The following is a 17,508-nucleotide window of genomic DNA, read 5'->3' as shown; positions in this document are numbered from 1 at the left end:
GCTTATATTGGAAGCACGATTGTTCACTTGTTTTGTATTAAATCCTTCTACTGTCAGTGATATACCTGCCCCTTTTTTGATTAAATTATGTCGAGTTCTGGGGTCATCAACGTTTAATACATTTCCTCTGAAACCTTGTTTTTTCATATGGTTTAAAAAATTCTTAAAACAGCATGAAGAGGAAAAAACAGTGCTTTGTAGTAATGTAAGCTGTTTTAAATGCGCTGATTTATTCGGTAATCCGTTTATATGTGATCCGTATAGCAAAATTGCTTTACAATTGGTGGCTAATCCCACATCAAAACCACAGTCTTTTATTTCTTTGGTGCTTAATATTATATCTAGCTGATTTACGTCTGGAGTGTTCTCCTTTAACGTAATGTTACAGTTGCCGGAATCTAAGAAGTAGTCACACAGAAAACCTGCATGTTCTGATTTAAGTTGATGCGTACCAATATTGATCGTGCCACTTTTGTTTTTTTTGCAGGCCGTGCTAAGTTCAGTTAAACAGATGTACGCAGGGTAAATGTCATTATAAAGTGCTTCTCCCATATCCGTTAGTTTTAGCCCGGTGGTTGTACGCGTGAATAGTTTAAAACCCAGTTCATCCTCGAGTATTTTTATACTCCTGCTCATTGGCGGCGGTGTGGAAAATAATTTAATGGCCGCGTTGGTCAGCGAGCCTTCCTGAACCGTAGTAATAAATACCAGCAAATTTTTTGAGAGAAACATATGCACCACTTTGTTGTAGTTAAATGCGCCATATGTAGACTGCAATATATATTGATATATAATTGTTAGTCTATTTCACATATTGGAAAGGTAGTGGTGATTTTTGTCAACTTGTAGGAATAACATGCATTTACAATCCAATAATAGGTCGGATTATTATCAATGGGATATTTCTCAATCAGATGAGATTAATTCTTATATTGCTATAGAGCATTATATCGCTAATACCTCTAAAGAGGTATTAGCGATATCCCTGATATACCTCAGCCACTCGTTTAAAGTACTCGGTCAAATAGTCGATACAGACCTGAACTTTAAGTGGCATTTTATCTTTCTCGGTATAGAGTGCATATACTGGGCGCGGATCTGAATGGTATTTTTTAAACAGTATTTCCACCTCGCCGCGTTTAATTTCCTCTATTACCCACATTAACGGTGCGTAAGCGATACCGGCACCCGCTTTAAGCCAACAGATCATGGTTTGTGAGTCATTGGTGACAAAGCGGCCCTGGGGCGATATTTGCGTGGTAATACCTTCTGGTGCGATTAGCTCAAAGTTACTGTCTGGTCGCACGCTATATTCCAGCCAGGAGAAATTGGTCATATCACTGGGTTTTTCTGGTGTGCCATGTTGTGCTAAATAACTTTTGGCGGCGCAGACCACCATCGGCATGGAACCAAGGCGGCGTGAAAATAGCCCCGAATCCTGTAATGCACCAACGCGGACCACCACATCTAAACCATCGGCAATTAAATCCGGTGCCGGAATGCCGGTAACCAGATTAACGGATAGGCCGGGATACTCTTTCAACATCTCTGCTGTCATCGTTGCCAGTACATTTTGTGCCATCGTTGATGAGCAGCCGATGCGTAAGGTTCCGGTTGGGGTGTTGTTAAAGGCATAGAGTTGTTCATGGACTTCCTGTACTTCCTGCAACATGCGCCGACAACCCTGATAGTAAATTCGGCCTGCCTCAGTTAAACCAATGCGGCGAGTACTGCGGTTAAGCAGCTTAACATTCAGCTCGGTTTCCAGTTTTGACACTGTTTGGCTAATCGACGACACGCTCATTTCTAACTGCCGTGCGGCGCCAGTAAAAGACCCACATTCAACCACCTTGGCAAATACTGACATCCGTTTTAGTCTTTCCATGGTCCACCCTGAGTTGATTGCTAACGCTTGATTGTTAACTGTAGCTTAAAAGTGATTTAGATCACACATCGTAGATAAGGTGATAATAAGCAGGCTAATATACTGCTGTCGGGAGAATCGTTTTAGGTTTGCAAGCCACGCTGTCGAAGTGTTATCTCGCCTCGCTAAGGTTACAGTCATGTTGCTTAGTTAAGTTTAACCTACAAGTTAGTCTTATGGCTGGTTCACCGGCACCCTATAATAGAAAGGATCTACAGAATGACGTTGCTTCCGGTGATGGTGATATTTGGCCTCTCTTTTCCGCCAATATTTTTTGAGTTGCTCCTTTCGCTGGCGCTGTTCTTTATTTTGCGCCGTGTGCTACAACCTACTGGTATTTATGAGTTTGTCTGGCATCCGGCACTCTTTAATACCGCGCTGTATTGTTGTCTTTTCTATTTAATATCCCGTCTTTTTTCCTGAGGTCGCCGTGAGTACTTTTTCATTAAAAATAATCCGTATCGGCATCACCTTATTGGTGGTTTTACTGGCGGTTATCGCTATTTTCAACGTTTGGGCTTTTTATACCGAATCACCCTGGACCCGTGATGCCAAATTCACTGCCGATGTGGTGGCTATCGCACCGGATGTCAGTGGCTTGATCACCGATGTGCCGGTAAAAGACAATCAACTGGTGCAGAAAGGGCAGATTTTGTTTGTTATTGACCAACCGCGCTACCAGCAGGCGTTGGCTGAAGCCGAGGCCGATGTGGCCTATTACCAAACACTGGCGGCGGAGAAACAGCGTGAGTCCGGTCGGCGGCAACGTTTAGGGATTCAGGCGATGTCACAAGAAGAAATTGACCAGTCCAACAACGGATTACAAACCGTCAGGCATCAGTTGGCAAAAGCTATCGCAGTACGGGATTTAGCCAAACTTGATCTGGAACGCACCACCGTGCGTGCGCCCGCACAAGGTTGGGTGACTAATCTGAATGTTCATGCCGGGGAGTTTATTAACCGTGGCGCCACCGCCGTTGCACTGGTGAAAAAAGATACTTTCTATATTTTGGCCTATTTGGAAGAGACCAAGCTGGAAGGGGTTAAAGCCGGGTATCGGGCGGAAATCACCCCACTGGGCAGCAACCGTATTTTGCACGGTACTGTCGACAGTGTCTCCGCCGGTGTCACCAACAGCAGTAGCAGTGTCGATAGCAAAGGGTTGGCGACGATTGACAATAATCTGGAATGGGTGCGGTTGGCGCAACGAGTACCGGTGAAGATCCGTTTGGACAGTGAAGATCAACAGCATCCCTATCCCGCAGGGACGACGGCTACCGTGGTGATAACCGGGGCGACTGATCGCAATCCTAATCAGGCTTCGCCGATTGTTAAGTTGATGCATCGCCTGCGTGAGTTCGGCTAAGATGAACAGCCCGACCTTTATTCGCCTGCGCTTTGCGTTCAAACTCAGTTTTGCCATTGTGGCCGCGCTGTTTCTGGGCTTTCATCTGCAATTGGAAACACCACGCTGGTCGGTGCTGACGGCGGCCATTGTTGCTGCTGGCCCGGCATTTGCTGCGGGCGGTGAGCCATTCTCTGGTGCGATTCGTCACCGAGGCTGGTTACGTATTATCGGGACATTCATCGGCTGTATCGGTGGTTTGGTTATCATCGTTCTGACTATCAGAGCACCAGTATTAACCCTGATGCTTTGCTGTTTGTGGGCTGGCGTTTGTACTTGGATCTCCTCACTGGTTCGGGTTGAGAACTCTTACGCATTCGGGCTGGCGGGTTACACCGCGCTGATTATCATTGTCACCACCGGTGAAACGCCATTACTGACACCGCAGTTTGCAGTCGAGCGCTGTAGCGAGATTGTGCTGGGGATCGTCTGCGCGGTGATGGCGGATCTGCTGTTTTCACCACGATCGATCAAGCAGGATATTGATCGTCTGGTCGATAAGGTGTTGGTAGATCAATATAAATTATTGCAGTTATGTATTCGTCCGGCAGAAAAAAACGATATCGATCGCGCCTGGAATGATCTGGTTAAAAATACCACGGCACTGAATGGGATGCGTAGTTATCTGATGATGGAGTCTTCCCGCTGGCAGCGCTGTAACCGCCGCTTACGGGTATTGCACACGGCGTCATTAGCCCTGATCACTCAAGCCTGCGAAACCTATCTGGTATTGATCAATCATCCTGACTTACTCAGTGCCGAGCTGAAAGCGATGCTGAGTGAACCGGCAGAGACGCCGGCTGAAATTCATCAGCAGATGAAGAAATTGCGTCAATATATTGGCGGTAGTCACAGTGCGGCGATCCCTGCGACCATCAGCAGTTGGGTGGGGGCGGCGACACGCTATTTATTGCTATCAAAAGGGATTCATACCAACAGCAGTATCAGCCGGGTGGAAGAGGGTATTCTGGACGGCGATGAGCCAATCAAACATGTTTCAGCCGAAGGTCATCATGCGATGATCAATGGCTTGCGTACCGGTATTGCTACGGCGATCGGCGGCCTATTCTGGCTGTGGACTGGCTGGACATCCGGGGCGGGCTGTATGGTCATGATTGCGGTGGTGACCTCACTGGCAATGCGCACCCCCAATCCACGGATGGTGGCGATCGACTTCCTGCTAGGGGTGATTATGGCGCTACCTATTGGGGCGCTCTATTTCATGTTTATTATCCCTGCGACCCAGCAAAGTATGCTGTTGCTGTGTATCAGTCTGGGATTACTGGCATTTATTATTGGTATCGAAGTGCAAAAGCGCCGTCTTGGCTCGCTGGGAACATTGGCCAGTACCATCAATATTATGGTGTTGAGCAACCCGATGGAGTTTAATGTCAGTATGTTCCTCGACAGTGCGCTGGGGCAGATTGTCGGCTGTTTCGTTTCTCTGATTGTGCTGTTGTTGATCCGCGATAATGCCAAGGACCGAACCGGCAGAACCTTGCTAAACCGCTTTGTTTACAGCGCTGTATCGGCATTGACCACCAATAAAGCCCGCCGCAGCGAAAATCATCTACCGGCGTTGTATCAACAACTGAATCAATTATTGATGATGTTCCCCAGTGATATTGATAAGTATCGACTGGCATTAACGCTGATCATCGCCCATCAGCGGCTCAATAACACCGAGATCCCAGTTAATGCTGAATTGAGTGCTTTTCACAAACAGATCCGCTATACCGCCGATCGGGTTATCAATGCCAAAAATGACCAGAAGCGGCGCTATTACTTTGCTCGCTTACTACAAGAGTTGGATCAATATCAGCAGAAATTAGTCGATTATCAATCGCCTGATTCTGTTATCCGCCCGGTAAAGCGGTTGGCGGATATGTTGCATCGTTATCAGAGTGCGCTTATCTAGCGATACTCTTCGTCCTTGAAATCACAGGGTTGTTAGCGGCGCTCACTTACCCGAATCACTGACCTGAGTCAGCTCATCGGGATGCGCTCACTGGCTGCCTACCTGCGATTCCAATGACTTTGAGTATCTCCTTTGGAGTGAAATCACAGGGTTGTTAGCGGCGCTTACTTACCCGAATCACTGACCTGAGTCAGCTCATCGGGATGCGTTCACTGGCAGCCTACCTGTGATTCCAATGACTTTGAGTATCCCCTTTAGAGTGAAACCACAGGGTTGTTAGCGGCGCTCACTTACCCGAATCACTGACCTGAGTCAGCTCATCGGGATGCGTTCACTGGCAGCCTGCCTGCAACTCCAAGTTCTTTGGGTATATACTTCATAGTGAAGCAACCTTCCTCGCCCTCCATTGATGGGGGCATCCTTTCCCTCAGGAGGTCGACAAGATGTCAGCACAAAATCTATTACGCGATCCATTGCAAAATCCATTACAAAACCAACGACACAGCGACGGTGTGTACCATATCGGCTATTTTGTTGGTGGTAAATGGCATCAGGCGCAGGACACTTTCGACGTACATAACCCTGCTACCGGCCAGTTGGTGGCGAAAGTGGCTAAATCGGGTACCCAAGAAACTGAAGCCGCGATTAAGGCCGCCAGTGCGGCTTTCCCCGCCTGGCGAAAAACACCCGCCAAGCAACGGGCGGAAATTCTTCAGCGTTGGTATTTGTTGATTATGGAAGATCAGCAATCATTGGCTGAGATAATGGTTTCTGAGCAAGGTAAACCATTGAACGAAGCCTTAGGCGAGGTCGCCTATGCCGCCAGCTTTATTCAATGGTTTAGTGAGCAGGCCAAACGTGCCAATGGTGAGATTATTCCGCCAGCCAAAGAGGGGGCACGCATTCTGGCTACTCGCGAACCGGTTGGTGTGGTGGCGGCCATCACGCCGTGGAATTTCCCGCTGGCAATGTTAACCCGCAAACTGGGGCCAGCATTGGCTGCCGGTTGTACCGGATTGATTAAACCGGCCAATAACACGCCGTTATCCGCGTTTGCTTTACTGGCATTGGCAGAGCAAGCCGGTGTGCCTGCTGGCGTACTCAATGGTGTTGCGGGTGACACGCATGCCATCAGTGATGCCATCATGGCCAGCCCGGAAGTGCGTAAAATCTCCTTTACCGGCTCAACCGAAGTTGGCAAAACCTTAATGCGTAATGCCGCAGCCACCATGAAGAAAATTTCCATGGAACTGGGCGGTAACGCGCCGTATATCGTGTTTGATGATGCTGATTTGGATGCCGCAGTTGCTGGTGCGATGGCATGTAAATTCCGCAATGCTGGGCAGGTGTGCGTGTGCGTCAATCGCTTCTATATTCAGGATGGCGTGTATGACGAGTTTGTCAGCCGTTTAGCCACTGAGGTTAAAAAACTGCATGTTGGTAATGGTATGGATAAAGACGTCAATATGGGGCCATTGATTAATCTCGCCGGGCTGGAGAAAGTCGAGGATCACGTCAAAGATGCGCTTGAGAAGGGCGGTCGCCTGCTGGTGGGGGGCAGTCGTCATCAACTGGGGGGGAATTTCTTCCAGCCTACAGTTATTGCCGATGCTAATGAGCAGATGAAAGTCGCCTCTGAAGAGACATTTGGCCCACTGGCTGCCTGCTTCCGCTTCAAAACCGAAGAGGAAGTTATCAAACGGGCTAATGACACGCCGTTCGGGCTGGCAGCTTACTTCTATACTCAGAATCTGCAACGTGTATTCCGGGTTTCAGATGCATTGGAAAGCGGTATGATTGGTGTCAATGAAAGTTCAGTTTCTACTGAGCTGGCACCTTTCGGTGGTGTTAAAGAGTCTGGCCTTGGCCGTGAAGGGTCAGTGCTGGGGTTAGATGAGTTTATGGAAGTCAAAACCCTGCATTTGGGTAATTTATAAATTGGATTGGTGAATAAAACGTGGGCATGGGTTATCGCAATGAGCAGCACAACAGTTATTGGCAGCCTGAGGGTTAAGGAGAACCATGAATAAACGACTTATGGCCATTCTGGGCGCGATACTGTTGCTGGCTGTGGCGGCATTGCAGGGGATTGGCGGTGTCACGGCGCGTGATATCGGCCAATCGGCGGATCTGGAACGCCCACCTTTATCGGCACCTGCATCGATTGAACAATTGACCCAGCACCAGCAGGTGGCTAAATACCTACAAGTGCATCATCGCCTGCCGGATTTTTATCTTACCAAGCAGCAGGCGCGTGCGCAGGGCTGGGATCCCAAAGACGGCAATCTGTGTAAAGTATTGCCAGGCAGAGCGATTGGCGGCGATCGTTTTTCTAACCGTGAACGCCAACTGCCTGAGGCGAAAGGCCGTAACTGGCGTGAAGCCGATGTTAATTATCGTTGTGGGCATCGCGGTAGCGATCGTTTGCTGTACTCCAATGATGGCCTGATTTATCTAACTCAGGATCACTACAAGCGTTTCATTCGGATGGAGTGAGAAGATGGTAAAAGTGGTATTTGATTTTGACCATATATCCGATCTTCCTGCATTTTACCGCGCATTTTGCCAAAAATTTGCGCTGAGCGAAGATTTTGGCGCCAATCTGGATGCTCTGTGGGATGTGGTCACCGGTGAGATAGCCTTACCGGTAGAGATTGAATTTATTCATTTCAATCACCGCCACAAACGCCGCTTTGGTGCGATTGTGCTGCTGCTTGAGGAAGCGGAAGAGGAGTTAGCAGGCAGCCTGCGTTTCAATATAGTGTGAATTAGCCTTCTTGAGTCGGGAGCCGAGTCAGACCCGGCCCCGCCCGATTATTGCTGCTTTTCAGACAGTTCACGCAGATATTGGAAGATCTGACGGAATGATTTCGGCGGCTTGTTAGTGGCTTTCTCTTTCTGGGCATTACGTATCAGGCTACGCAGTTGTTGGCGATCCGCATCTGGATATAGATCCAACACCGTAGGGATCGCGACATCACCTTCTTCAACCAAACGGTCACGCAGCATTTCCAGCTTGTGGAACAGCGAGATTTGTTGGTTATGGCGATTTTTCAGCTTATCCAATGCGGTTTGGATAGGTTCTACATCACGGGCACGTAGCATTTTACCAATTAACTGGATCTGGCGGCGGCGGCCTTCTTTCTTGATTTTCTGTGCCAGTTCAACGGCTGCCAGCAGATCTTCATCCAGTTGGATTTTCTCCAGCGCATTTTTACCCAGCTCAACCAGCTCGGTGCCGAGTTCTTTCAGTGCTTCGGCATCACGTTTAATTTCACTTTTACTGACCCAGATAATTTCATCGTCATCTTCGTCTTTATCTTCTGGGACTTCATCTAGCCAATCTTCGGGCTGTTTGTTCATGGTCAAATTCCTTAAAAAGAGGCTAATCGTAGCAGGTTGTTGGCTTTCTGCGAAATAGTACAAAGATCTCTGATAGACTCAGAACCATGGCGTTCTATATTGTATCCGTGTAAGTCGTCGTGTTACGACTCTTTCCTGAACGATTATCTCATTAATTATGGCAGACTGATGAAAGTAGTCACTCAAGTTGCAGAACAGCGTAAAACGCTGGAACAAGCGGTTGCACAGGCTTTGGAATTGGCCCGTGCGGGTTCTGATGCGGCCGAAGTCGCTGTAAGTAAAACCACCGGAATTAGTGTCAGCACTCGCTTTGGTGAAGTGGAAAATGTGGAGTTCAACAGCGATGGTGCGCTGGGAATTACTGTTTATCACCAGCAGCGTAAAGGTAGCGCGTCTACCACCGATTTAAATCCAGATGCAGTCGCCCGCACGGTGCAGGCTGCGCTGGATATTGCTCGTTACACTTCACCTGATCCTTACGCTGGCGCGGCAGATAAATCGCTGCTGGCTTTTGAGGCGCCTGATTTGGATCTGTTCCATCCGAGCGATTTGGATGCAGAACAAGGTATCTTGCTGGCCGCCCGGGCGGAGCAGGCTGCATTGCAGGCCGATAAGCGGATTACCAATACCGAAGGTGGCAGTTTTAACAGCCATTATGGCATCAAGGTGTTTGGTAACAGCCACGGCATGTTACAGAGCTATTGCTCAAGTCGCCATTCGCTTTCCAGCAGCGTTATCGCTGAACATAATGGTGATATGGAGCGAGATTACGCTTATACCATTGGCCGGCGGATGGAAGATTTAGCCAGCCCGGAATGGGTTGGTGAGGAGTGCGCTCGTCGTACTTTATCCCGCTTATCGCCACGTAAACTGCCGACCATGCAATCACCGGTGCTGTTTGCCGCTGAAGTGGCGACCGGTTTGTTTGGTCACTTGGTTTCGGCGATCAGCGGCGGCAATATCTACCGTAAATCGACCTTCTTGCTCGATCATTTGGGTAAACAGATTTTACCTGAGTGGTTAACTATTGAAGAGCACCCACATTTACTGCGTGGTCTGGCTTCGACCCCGTTCGATAGTGAAGGTGTGCGTACTTTACAACGGGAAATCGTTAAAGATGGGATACTGCAAACCTATCTGTTGACCAGCTATTCAGCCCGTAAACTGGGGCTGCAAAGTACCGGTCATGCTGGTGGCATCCATAACTGGCGCATTGCCGGTCAGGGGCAGGATTTCGCCGGAATGCTGAAGCAATTGGACAAAGGTTTGGTGGTAACTGAACTGATGGGCCAGGGTGTCAGTACCGTAACCGGTGACTATTCCCGCGGCGCGGCAGGTTTTTGGGTTGAAAACGGTGAGATTCAGTATCCAGTCAGTGAGATAACGATTGCCGGTAATCTGAAAGATATGCTGCGTAATATCGTCAGCGTAGGCAGTGATATCGAAACCCGCAGTAACATTCAGTGTGGCTCTGTTTTATTACCTGCGATGAAGATTGCGGGCGAATAACATCGTGTAGCTTCACATCTAAAGCTGGCATTGGTTGCTGGCTTTTTTTTTGATTTTTATTCAGCCCTCATCTCATTTATTAATTGATTACAAGAAATCATTGTCAGTTTCAGTGTCTATTGCCTATGTTAAGTGTGAGCAATGTACTAATGATCAGTATTTCAATAACAATAATCCCATCCCCAATTTGGTCTTGCTGCGAAACCTTGCTGCAACGCCACGTTAGAAGGGTATAGAAGGAATGTGAGCATGGGTAAGAAAATGATGGCGTTAATGGCGGCGGTGTTACTCAGCGCCAGCACTTTAGCGATGGCTGCCAGCGTGGCTGATAACATGGAAACCATTGCTGATAATTACGGCAAAGTGTTGAAGGCTGACTCTACTGATGTGATGAAGCAAGGCTTGCAGGCGATGCGTGCAGCGGCGCAGGATGCACAAAAGGGCATACCTACCAAGTTGAAGAGTAAAGGCGAGGGTAGCGCGGAGGTGAAGGATTTCCGTCATGGTTTGGACTTATTTATCGGGCAGATTGATGGTGCGCTGGCATTAGCGAATCAAGGCAAGCTCGATGAAGCTAAAAAAGCAGCGCAAGACTTTAAACCGACCCGCGATACCTACCATAAAAAGTATCGTTAATAATCCCTTTCACCCGAATCACTAACTTGAGTCAGTGATTCGGGGCTTGTCCATTTGCCGCCTGGCGGTAACGCCAATGGCTTTGGTCATAGTGTTAGCGGTGATATTCACCGGCTGCTTCTGGCTGGTACAGCAGTTCTAACACAGTAATGCGGGCTTCATCCCCACCTGGTAGCTTCCAACTAATTTCATCATTGACGTGCAGCCCCAGCAATGCCGCGCCCAGCGGAGCCATCACTGAAAGTTGTTCGTTACTGTCTTTTAGCGATGCCGGATACACCAGCGTGCGGATATGCTCTTCCTGGTTATTCAGATCGCGAAAACGCACACGGCTATTCATGGTCACCACATCTGCCGGAATGGCGTTTGGTGGCAGAATTTCTGCACGATCCAGTTCTTCATTGAGCGCTTGAGCGACCACTGTACCGGCAAAAGCCGGTTGCGCCAGTAACGCATCCAAACGTTCAGCATCCAGCTCGTTAATCGTGATGGTTGGCTTGGTCATACTACTCTCCAATTCAATTTCAACAAAACATATACCCGTCATACTTCAAGCTGCATGTGTGTTAGCTGCGCTCAATAACCCGAATCACTTACAACACAGTAAGCTCATCGGGATTATCTCCCTTGCCGCCTTCATGCAACTCGAATTATTTAGGGTATAAAAACAACACCCCCGCGCCATAGGAGAGGGGGTGTTAGAAAATAGCTAAATATTTATCTGATATTAGGCGCTTCTGACTAGAAAAGAAAGAGATCAGGATCACGAACTTTTTTCCACTACAAACCGCACTGACGTATTTATATAAAAGTTATTTTGTTGTTAATGATTAAGTTAACTATCTAACAGGCGTTTTTTGCGAAAGTGATCCCACCGGTACATTACATTTCCACTTTGAACTGGAAAAAAAGCCGCTACACAGCTATTCCGCTTGCAGGTAGGGTGATGTTACAGCGCAGAGAGAAGATAACTGAACTTATCTTTATCGTCAGAAAGTTGTTACAGACCTTAAATAATTCGAGTTGTGGGTAGGCGGCAAAGGAGTGAGTCCCTGAAGTAAGTCACTAGGGCGAGAAAACGCAGCCAACGGCCCTACAACCTGAAGTATGACGGATATAGCAAAAATAGGGGATTGCCAGCGTGAATGATGTAGCCGCATTAAATGCCGCCGAGGAACCTGGAAAAGAAGAGGTAATGATTATTACTGAGCGGGTATTAGCTGAAATTACCGCGATGTTAAATAGTGAAAATATTTTTACCAATAAAGTTCAGCAACAAATGTTGACATCACATATTCGTGCCATGGTATTGCGTTCCATAACTGGTGAGCCATTACCTGAAGTGGATAAATCATTATTTGATGAGATTTCAGCACATTCGATGCAAATGGCCCAGCAAGTGGTCGATAAATTTGCCAATTTGCCCATTGAAGAAGCCTATTTGTTGTCGGTGCATTTTGAAGTAGCGAAAGACAATAACCCATAAAACAGTGATCTGGAGAAGTGACTATGAGTCAAATTACCGTTGTGATTGGCGACCGTTTAGGTAAAGGCCAAAAAGTGGGCCAGGGTGTTGAATTGGCTGGTGGCCGCGTAGTGGTTATTCCCGGTGTTGCCGCAGACATGAAATTGGGTGATGTGATGAACAGTGAAAAAGCTGACTTTGGCATTTCATTCTGCGGCAGTGGCGGTGCGGGTGCTATTACGGCGCAAAATAAATATGGTTACAAAGCAAAATACGGCATGCGTTCTGTGGAAGAAGGCGTGACGGCAATAAATGAAGGCTGCAAAGTGCTGGGCTTCGGATTTATGGATAAAGAAGAATTAGGCCAGAGATTAGTCGAAGCTTATATCAAGAAATACGGTCAACCGTAATGAAAGAGCAATATACCACTCAGGTGCAAGTGAAAGGTAAAGGCGATACTAAGGAAAAAGCTTTCGCTAACGCACTCGGTAATGTCCAGAATACGGTGTTGAAATCGACACAAAATATTCTGTTACGGATTGAGCCACAAGACGTAAAAGTATTAAACGCAGAATTATCAGTTAAAAATGAGAAGTTTTTATTCTTTTTCCTGCCGCGTGAAAGAAAGACATATAGCGTTGAATTAGATATTACCGTGAACGTGACAATTATTAATACGGATAAGGTCGTCTTCATATCTAAATGAAAAGGATATACTGATGTTTCTAATCATTCTTTTTAAGTCGATTATTATCGGCGGACTGGTCGGTGTGGGGGTAGGTGTTGGGGCCGCCCGTATGTTTCATGCACCGACAATACAGGGGATGGGGGCATTTCGTACCTTGGGCGAACTGAACTCATGCGAGGGAGATCCGGCGTCGCACTTCTCCTTTGGATTAGGCTTCTTCTTCAACGCCTGGGCCTCTTCGGTGGCAGCAGGTGCCTTTACTCAGGATGTCGACCACCGCATCATTCCTAACTGGGGTGCCGCCGCATTGATGATTAAAAATCGTAATGTAGCGGAAACCATGCATAACCCGAAAAAGATGGCAATTGCCTGCGGGATTATCGGGGTTATTGTTGTCAGTTTCCTAAACACCACTGCTTCTGCGGTACCAGCAGCATTACAGGTTACTGCCATTAAAGTATTGGTACCAGCAGCAAATATTCTAGTTAACACCGTGATGCCGGTTATTTTCTGGCTGGCGGCTATTGATGCCGGGCGTCGCTCTGGTTTCTGGGCCACTATTTTTGGCGGGTTGGCTCAGCTAATTATGGGTAACGCCGTACCTGGTCTGGTGTTGGGTATTTTAATTGGTAAAGGTGTTGAGGAAAGCGGCTGGAATAAAGTGACTAAGATCATGATGACAGTGATTGTTCTGTTATTTGTGCTCAGTGGTTTCTTCCGCGGATTCGATCTGAAATTCCTGGAGTCATTTAGCCTGAGCGCGCCGGTTTGGCTCGATACCATTCATAACGCATTGAGCGGAAAATAATACAACGAGAGGAGCTTGATGATGGATGAACAAACCAAGAATAATTTCTGGTATGCCGACTGGTCATTTCCGATCTTTGTAGGATTATTATCCTCCGGCGTATTTGCAGGTACTCATATGTATTATTTATATGGTATCGGTGCATTTAACGAAGTGGCATTTGTTTCAATGCTACGTGCTGGTATGGATACCGGTGTTTATGGTGCGGTGGCTGCATTTGGTGCCAGCTTCTTATTCGCCCGTATTATTGAAGGTTCGCTTGTCGGTATTTTGGATATTGGTGGCGCGATTCAAACCGGTGTCGGTCTGGGTGTGCCAGCATTATTACTGGGTGCCGGATTTGTCTTCCCGGTGGCTAATTTTGCCGCCTCACTGGTAACCGGCCTGATTATTGGTTTAGCTATCGGCTATCTGATTATTTTGGCGCGTAAATTTACGATTAACCAAAGTAATTCTACTTATGGTGCCGACGTTATGATGGGGGCCGGTAACTCCTCTGGCCGTTTCCTCGGGCCATTGATTATCCTGTCAGCCATAACAGCATCAATTCCAATTGGGATTGGTTCTTTAGGTGGCGCTTTACTGTTTTATCTGTGGAATAAACCAATTACCGGCGGCGCGATTTTGGGTGCCATGATTTTAGGGTCTATTTTCCCAGTCGCTATTTCATGATGTCAGGGGTAAATATTCAAATTACCGGATATTTACCCTGCTAACACTGCTGCAACGTCAAGTAAGAAGGACATAATGGAGAATAAAGATAATGTATGACTTTATTATCACACGCGCACTATTAGTTGACGGCCGTCAGGTTAATATCGTAATTAATGATGGGAAAATTGTGGCCGTCGATGCGGCTATTGCCACTGAAGATAATAATCAAGCCGAGCCTTCAGTTTCTTGCGCTAAAAAAGTGTTGGATTTGGCCGGGAAATATTACATCAGTGCTGGCTGGATTGATTCCCATGTGCATTGTTACCCCGCATCTCCTATTTATCATGACGAAGCTGATTTGGTCGGAGTCGCCAGTGGCGTGACGACGGTGGTGGATGCCGGCAGCACCGGTGCCAATGATGTGGATGATTTTTACCGCCTAACCCGTGCCGCCAAAACCCATGTTTATGCTTTTCTGAATATTGCGAAAACCGGCATCGTGACGCAAAACGAATTAGCGGATATGGCGCAGATTGATAAGCAAAGTGTCAGTCAGGCTATTGGCCGTAATCCTGGTTTTATTATCGGTATTAAAGCCCGCATGAGCAGCAGCGTGGTCGGTAAAAACGGCATTAAACCGTTGGTGCGAGCCAAAGAGATTCAACAAGAAAATAATCAGCTACCCTTGATGGTACATATTGGCAATAACCCGCCGGACTTGGATGAGATTGCCGACTTGTTAACGCAAGGCGATATTATTACTCACTGCTATAACGGTAAACCCAATCGTATTCTGACCCCTGCCGGGACCTTGCGTGATTCTATCCAACGCGCATTGAAACGCGGTGTATTACTGGATGTTGGGCATGGCAGTGCCAGTTTCAGCTTTGATGTTGCCGAACTGGCCATCAAGCAAGGTATTTACCCGCACACCATCAGCTCCGACATCTATTGTCGCAACCGTATTAATGGGCCAGTGCACAGCCTGGCGACGGTGATGTCCAAATTTTTCACCCTCGGTTTGAGCCTTAAACAGGTTATTGCTTGTGTGACAGAAAATGCCGCGCAAGCCCTGCATTTGACTCACAAAGGGATGCTGGCAACGGGCTATGACGCTGACCTGACGATTTTTGAGCTGAAACAGCAACCTCAGCTATTCAGTGATTCAGAAGGTAAATCGGTTACCGGTGAGACATATCTGGTGCCACTGGCGGCGGTCGTTGCTGGTGACGTAGTATTAACTGACGAAGGGAAGTCAAAAGATGTCTTCAGTCTATGAAAAATACCAGTTAAAACATGTAATTAATGCTTCTGGTCGCATGACGATGTTGGGCGTTTCAACGCCACGGCAGGATGTGGTTGAGGCGGTAGATTTGGGCCTAAACCATTACTTCGAAATGAAAGATTTGGTCAATAAGACCGGTGCTTACATTGCTGATTTGCTGAATATTGAGAGCGCGGTGGTTGTCTCCTGTGCTTCTGCCGGTATTGCTCAGTCGGTTGCTGCGGTGATCGTGAAAGATGATGCCAATTTGCTGGTTAATCTGCATGCTGCCGCGCGCGCAGTGCCGCATGAAATTGTTCTACCGAAGGGCCATAACGTTAACTTCGGTGCGCCGGTCGATACCATGGTGACGCTGGGGGGAGGCAAAGTGGTGGAAGCCGGTTATGCCAACGAATGTTTACCGGAACAGTTGGAAGCGGCGATCACGCCAAATACTGCGGCGATCTTGTATATAAAATCCCACCATTGTGTACAAAAAAGCATTTTATCTGTTGAGCAAGCGGTAGTGATTGCGCGCAAGCATCAATTGCCATTAATTGTTGATGCGGCTGCAGAAGAAGACTTGCAATGTTATTACCAGATGGGTGCAGATTTGGTGATTTACAGTGGTGCCAAAGCTATTGAAGGGCCAACCAGCGGGCTGGTGTTAGGCAAGAAGACCTATATTGATTGGGTGAAGTTGCAATCAAGTGGTATTGGCCGGGCGATGAAAGTGGGTAAAGAGGGTATTCTCGGCCTGACCCATGCTATTGAAAGCTATATGACGCTGGAAAAAGAGACCGGCCAGCAAATGATAGAAAAAATGACACCATTTATCAGTCAGTTAAATACCATTGACGGTGTGTCTGCGAAAGTGGTTTGGGATGCTGCCGGGCGTGATATTGCCCGTACTGAAATCAGTTTTGATGAAGCTAAAATGGGGCGCTCGACACCGGATCTGGTGGATGCGCTGAAAAATGGCGATATTGCTATCTACTTCCGCGCTTATAAAGCTAATGAAGGCAAAATTGAAGTGGATGTGCGCAGTGTCACGCCATTGCAACTCGAGATTATTTATACCTGCATTAACCGCCTGGCTAAGGGAGCCTGACTGATGAAATTGACCCCGAATTATTACCGTGACCGGGTGTGCCTGAATGTGCTGGCCGGTTCAAAAGAGAATGCACGCGAGATTTATCAAGCCGCTGAAGGCCATGTTCTGGTGGGAGTGTTATCGAAGAACTATTCGGATGTCGATAGCGCAGTCAAAGATATGCGCGAATACGCGGCTGTTATCGATAATGCCCTGTCGGTAGGGTTGGGCGCGGGGGACCCGAAGCAATCAACAATGGTCAGCCAGATTGCGCAGCAGGTTCAACCGCAACATGTGAATCAAGTGTTCACCGGTGTTGGCACAAGTCGTGCTTTATTGGGGCAGCATGATACGGTGGTTAACGGCCTGATTTCGCCGACCGGCAAAGTGGGTTACGTAAATATCTCCACCGGGCCACTCAGTTCACAGCAAAAGGAAGCGATTGTTCCAGTGACCACCGCCATTGCTATGTTGAAAGATATGGGCGGCAGTTCGCTAAAGTTTTTCCCAATGAACGGGCTGGACTCTATCGATGAGTACCGTTTTGTGGCTGAGGCTTGTGCTGCTACCGGCTTCTGGTTGGAACCCACCGGCGGCATCAGTCTGGATAATTTTGAACAAATCGTACAAATCGCACTGGATGCCGGGGTAACGAAAATTATCCCGCATATCTACAGTTCGATAATCGACAGCAAAACGGGCAATACTCGCCCAGAAGATGTGCGAGCCTTATTAGCTATCGTGAAAAAAATAGTACCGTAATTATTTGATTTACCTGATA

General features: G+C 47.6%; 20 protein-coding genes. 16 read left to right on the top strand and 4 right to left on the bottom strand.

Annotated elements, in window-relative coordinates:
* Positions 1-732: LysR family transcriptional regulator (locus V1952_RS04070; RefSeq protein WP_420074344.1), on the bottom strand; the 732-nt coding region annotated here is incomplete at its 3' end.
* 241 nt (positions 733-973) lie between these two features.
* Entirely contained in the window at positions 974-1,885 is a 912-nt protein-coding gene (aaeR, locus tag V1952_RS04065; protein ID WP_372560409.1) for an HTH-type transcriptional activator AaeR, read from the bottom strand.
* 258 nt (positions 1,886-2,143) lie between these two features.
* Here aaeR and aaeX point away from each other — a divergent pair, with 258 nt between their 5' ends.
* The 6 genes from aaeX (at position 2,144) to V1952_RS04035 (ending at position 8,014) form a co-directional block, all read left to right on the top strand.
* Positions 2,144-2,347 (top strand): p-hydroxybenzoic acid efflux pump operon protein AaeX, encoded by a 204-nt coding sequence (aaeX, locus tag V1952_RS04060; RefSeq protein WP_372560410.1) that lies wholly within the window; start codon positions 2,144-2,146, stop codon positions 2,345-2,347.
* Positions 2,348-2,354: 7 nt separating this feature from the next.
* On the top strand, positions 2,355-3,290 hold the full coding sequence (gene aaeA / locus V1952_RS04055; protein ID WP_372560411.1) for a p-hydroxybenzoic acid efflux pump subunit AaeA: 936 nt from the start codon (positions 2,355-2,357) through the stop codon (positions 3,288-3,290).
* A 1-nt stretch (position 3,291) separates the two neighbouring features.
* Positions 3,292-5,247 carry a p-hydroxybenzoic acid efflux pump subunit AaeB gene (aaeB, locus tag V1952_RS04050; protein ID WP_372560412.1) on the top strand — a complete coding sequence of 652 codons (1,956 nt, stop codon included), beginning with the start codon at positions 3,292-3,294 and terminating at the stop codon, positions 5,245-5,247.
* Between the two features lie 443 nt (positions 5,248-5,690).
* Positions 5,691-7,184, top strand: a complete 1,494-nt coding sequence (locus V1952_RS04045) for an NAD-dependent succinate-semialdehyde dehydrogenase (RefSeq protein WP_420074343.1) — start codon at positions 5,691-5,693, stop codon at positions 7,182-7,184.
* 85 nt (positions 7,185-7,269) lie between these two features.
* Positions 7,270-7,743, top strand: coding sequence for a ribonuclease (locus V1952_RS04040; RefSeq protein WP_372560414.1), 474 nt, complete (start codon positions 7,270-7,272; stop codon positions 7,741-7,743).
* Between the two features lie 4 nt (positions 7,744-7,747).
* On the top strand, positions 7,748-8,014 hold the full coding sequence (locus tag V1952_RS04035) for a barstar family protein (protein WP_083162214.1): 267 nt from the start codon (positions 7,748-7,750) through the stop codon (positions 8,012-8,014).
* Between the two features lie 47 nt (positions 8,015-8,061).
* Here V1952_RS04035 and yjgA read toward each other — a convergent pair whose 3' ends face one another.
* Positions 8,062-8,610 carry a ribosome biogenesis factor YjgA gene (gene yjgA / locus V1952_RS04030; RefSeq protein ID WP_083162216.1) on the bottom strand — a complete coding sequence of 183 codons (549 nt, stop codon included), beginning with the start codon at positions 8,608-8,610 and terminating at the stop codon, positions 8,062-8,064.
* 168 nt (positions 8,611-8,778) lie between these two features.
* On the opposite strand from yjgA, the gene pmbA reads away from it, so the two are divergent.
* Both pmbA and cybC read left to right on the top strand, forming a co-directional pair.
* A complete protein-coding gene (pmbA, locus tag V1952_RS04025) occupies positions 8,779-10,119 on the top strand; it encodes a metalloprotease PmbA (RefSeq protein WP_372560415.1) in 1,341 nt (446 codons plus the stop codon).
* Positions 10,120-10,368: 249 nt separating this feature from the next.
* Entirely contained in the window at positions 10,369-10,755 is a 387-nt protein-coding gene (cybC, locus tag V1952_RS04020; protein ID WP_083162220.1) for a cytochrome b562, read from the top strand.
* Positions 10,756-10,849: 94 nt separating this feature from the next.
* Here the strand turns inward: cybC and rnk are convergent, their stop codons facing one another.
* Positions 10,850-11,260 carry a nucleoside diphosphate kinase regulator gene (rnk, locus tag V1952_RS04015; RefSeq protein WP_372560416.1) on the bottom strand — a complete coding sequence of 137 codons (411 nt, stop codon included), beginning with the start codon at positions 11,258-11,260 and terminating at the stop codon, positions 10,850-10,852.
* Positions 11,261-11,896: 636 nt separating this feature from the next.
* On the opposite strand from rnk, the gene V1952_RS04010 reads away from it, so the two are divergent.
* The 8 genes from V1952_RS04010 to dagF all read left to right on the top strand — a co-directional run bounded on the left by V1952_RS04010 (position 11,897) and on the right by dagF (position 17,489).
* The gene (locus V1952_RS04010; RefSeq protein ID WP_083162222.1) at positions 11,897-12,241 is read left to right on the top strand and encodes a PRD domain-containing protein; all 345 of its coding nucleotides are present in this window, start codon (positions 11,897-11,899) and stop codon (positions 12,239-12,241) included.
* Between the two features lie 23 nt (positions 12,242-12,264).
* The gene (locus V1952_RS04005) at positions 12,265-12,630 is read left to right on the top strand and encodes a glycine-rich SFCGS family protein (protein ID WP_004878063.1); all 366 of its coding nucleotides are present in this window, start codon (positions 12,265-12,267) and stop codon (positions 12,628-12,630) included.
* Positions 12,630-12,926: a DUF4312 family protein gene (locus tag V1952_RS04000; protein ID WP_083162226.1), complete on the top strand. Its 297-nt coding sequence runs from the start codon at positions 12,630-12,632 to the stop codon at positions 12,924-12,926. The genes V1952_RS04005 and V1952_RS04000 overlap by 1 nt, the downstream gene beginning before the upstream one ends.
* 13 nt (positions 12,927-12,939) lie before the next feature.
* Positions 12,940-13,716: a DUF4311 domain-containing protein gene (locus V1952_RS03995; RefSeq protein WP_004392358.1), complete on the top strand. Its 777-nt coding sequence runs from the start codon at positions 12,940-12,942 to the stop codon at positions 13,714-13,716.
* Positions 13,717-13,737: 21 nt separating this feature from the next.
* On the top strand, positions 13,738-14,388 hold the full coding sequence (locus tag V1952_RS03990) for a DUF4310 family protein (RefSeq protein WP_032896643.1): 651 nt from the start codon (positions 13,738-13,740) through the stop codon (positions 14,386-14,388).
* Positions 14,389-14,479: 91 nt separating this feature from the next.
* On the top strand, positions 14,480-15,649 hold the full coding sequence (locus V1952_RS03985; protein ID WP_420074342.1) for an amidohydrolase/deacetylase family metallohydrolase: 1,170 nt from the start codon (positions 14,480-14,482) through the stop codon (positions 15,647-15,649).
* The gene (locus tag V1952_RS03980; RefSeq protein ID WP_420074341.1) at positions 15,633-16,745 is read left to right on the top strand and encodes a DgaE family pyridoxal phosphate-dependent ammonia lyase; all 1,113 of its coding nucleotides are present in this window, start codon (positions 15,633-15,635) and stop codon (positions 16,743-16,745) included. Before V1952_RS03985 ends, V1952_RS03980 begins: the two co-directional genes overlap by 17 nt.
* A gap of 3 nt (positions 16,746-16,748) precedes the next feature.
* Complete coding sequence (gene dagF / locus V1952_RS03975) at positions 16,749-17,489, top strand: 2-dehydro-3-deoxy-phosphogluconate aldolase (RefSeq protein WP_420074340.1); 741 nt, start codon at positions 16,749-16,751, stop codon at positions 17,487-17,489.
* Positions 17,490-17,508: the final 19 nt, after the last annotated feature.

Origin of the sequence: Yersinia sp. 2542 StPb PI (genome assembly GCF_048593855.1) — a bacterium.
GTDB lineage: Bacteria > Pseudomonadota > Gammaproteobacteria > Enterobacterales > Enterobacteriaceae > Yersinia > Yersinia enterocolitica_E.
This window is presented reverse-complemented; position numbering and strand designations above follow the sequence as displayed.

Bases quoted from the DNA above. Each gene is read 5' to 3' on its own strand.
- aaeR (WP_372560409.1), bottom strand. From the start codon at position 1,885: ATGGAAAGACTAAAACGGATGTCAGTATTTGCCAAGGTGGTTGAATGT.
- aaeX (WP_372560410.1), top strand. From the start codon at position 2,144: ATGACGTTGCTTCCGGTGATGGTGATATTTGGCCTCTCTTTTCCGCCA.
- aaeB (WP_372560412.1), top strand. From the start codon at position 3,292: ATGAACAGCCCGACCTTTATTCGCCTGCGCTTTGCGTTCAAACTCAGT.
- V1952_RS04045 (WP_420074343.1), top strand. From the start codon at position 5,691: ATGTCAGCACAAAATCTATTACGCGATCCATTGCAAAATCCATTACAA.
- V1952_RS04040 (WP_372560414.1), top strand. From the start codon at position 7,270: ATGAATAAACGACTTATGGCCATTCTGGGCGCGATACTGTTGCTGGCT.
- V1952_RS04035 (WP_083162214.1), top strand. From the start codon at position 7,748: ATGGTAAAAGTGGTATTTGATTTTGACCATATATCCGATCTTCCTGCA.
- yjgA (WP_083162216.1), bottom strand. From the start codon at position 8,610: ATGAACAAACAGCCCGAAGATTGGCTAGATGAAGTCCCAGAAGATAAA.
- pmbA (WP_372560415.1), top strand. From the start codon at position 8,779: ATGAAAGTAGTCACTCAAGTTGCAGAACAGCGTAAAACGCTGGAACAA.
- cybC (WP_083162220.1), top strand. From the start codon at position 10,369: ATGGGTAAGAAAATGATGGCGTTAATGGCGGCGGTGTTACTCAGCGCC.
- rnk (WP_372560416.1), bottom strand. From the start codon at position 11,260: ATGACCAAGCCAACCATCACGATTAACGAGCTGGATGCTGAACGTTTG.
- V1952_RS04005 (WP_004878063.1), top strand. From the start codon at position 12,265: ATGAGTCAAATTACCGTTGTGATTGGCGACCGTTTAGGTAAAGGCCAA.
- V1952_RS04000 (WP_083162226.1), top strand. From the start codon at position 12,630: ATGAAAGAGCAATATACCACTCAGGTGCAAGTGAAAGGTAAAGGCGAT.
- V1952_RS03995 (WP_004392358.1), top strand. From the start codon at position 12,940: ATGTTTCTAATCATTCTTTTTAAGTCGATTATTATCGGCGGACTGGTC.
- V1952_RS03990 (WP_032896643.1), top strand. From the start codon at position 13,738: ATGGATGAACAAACCAAGAATAATTTCTGGTATGCCGACTGGTCATTT.
- V1952_RS03985 (WP_420074342.1), top strand. From the start codon at position 14,480: ATGTATGACTTTATTATCACACGCGCACTATTAGTTGACGGCCGTCAG.
- V1952_RS03980 (WP_420074341.1), top strand. From the start codon at position 15,633: ATGTCTTCAGTCTATGAAAAATACCAGTTAAAACATGTAATTAATGCT.
- dagF (WP_420074340.1), top strand. From the start codon at position 16,749: ATGAAATTGACCCCGAATTATTACCGTGACCGGGTGTGCCTGAATGTG.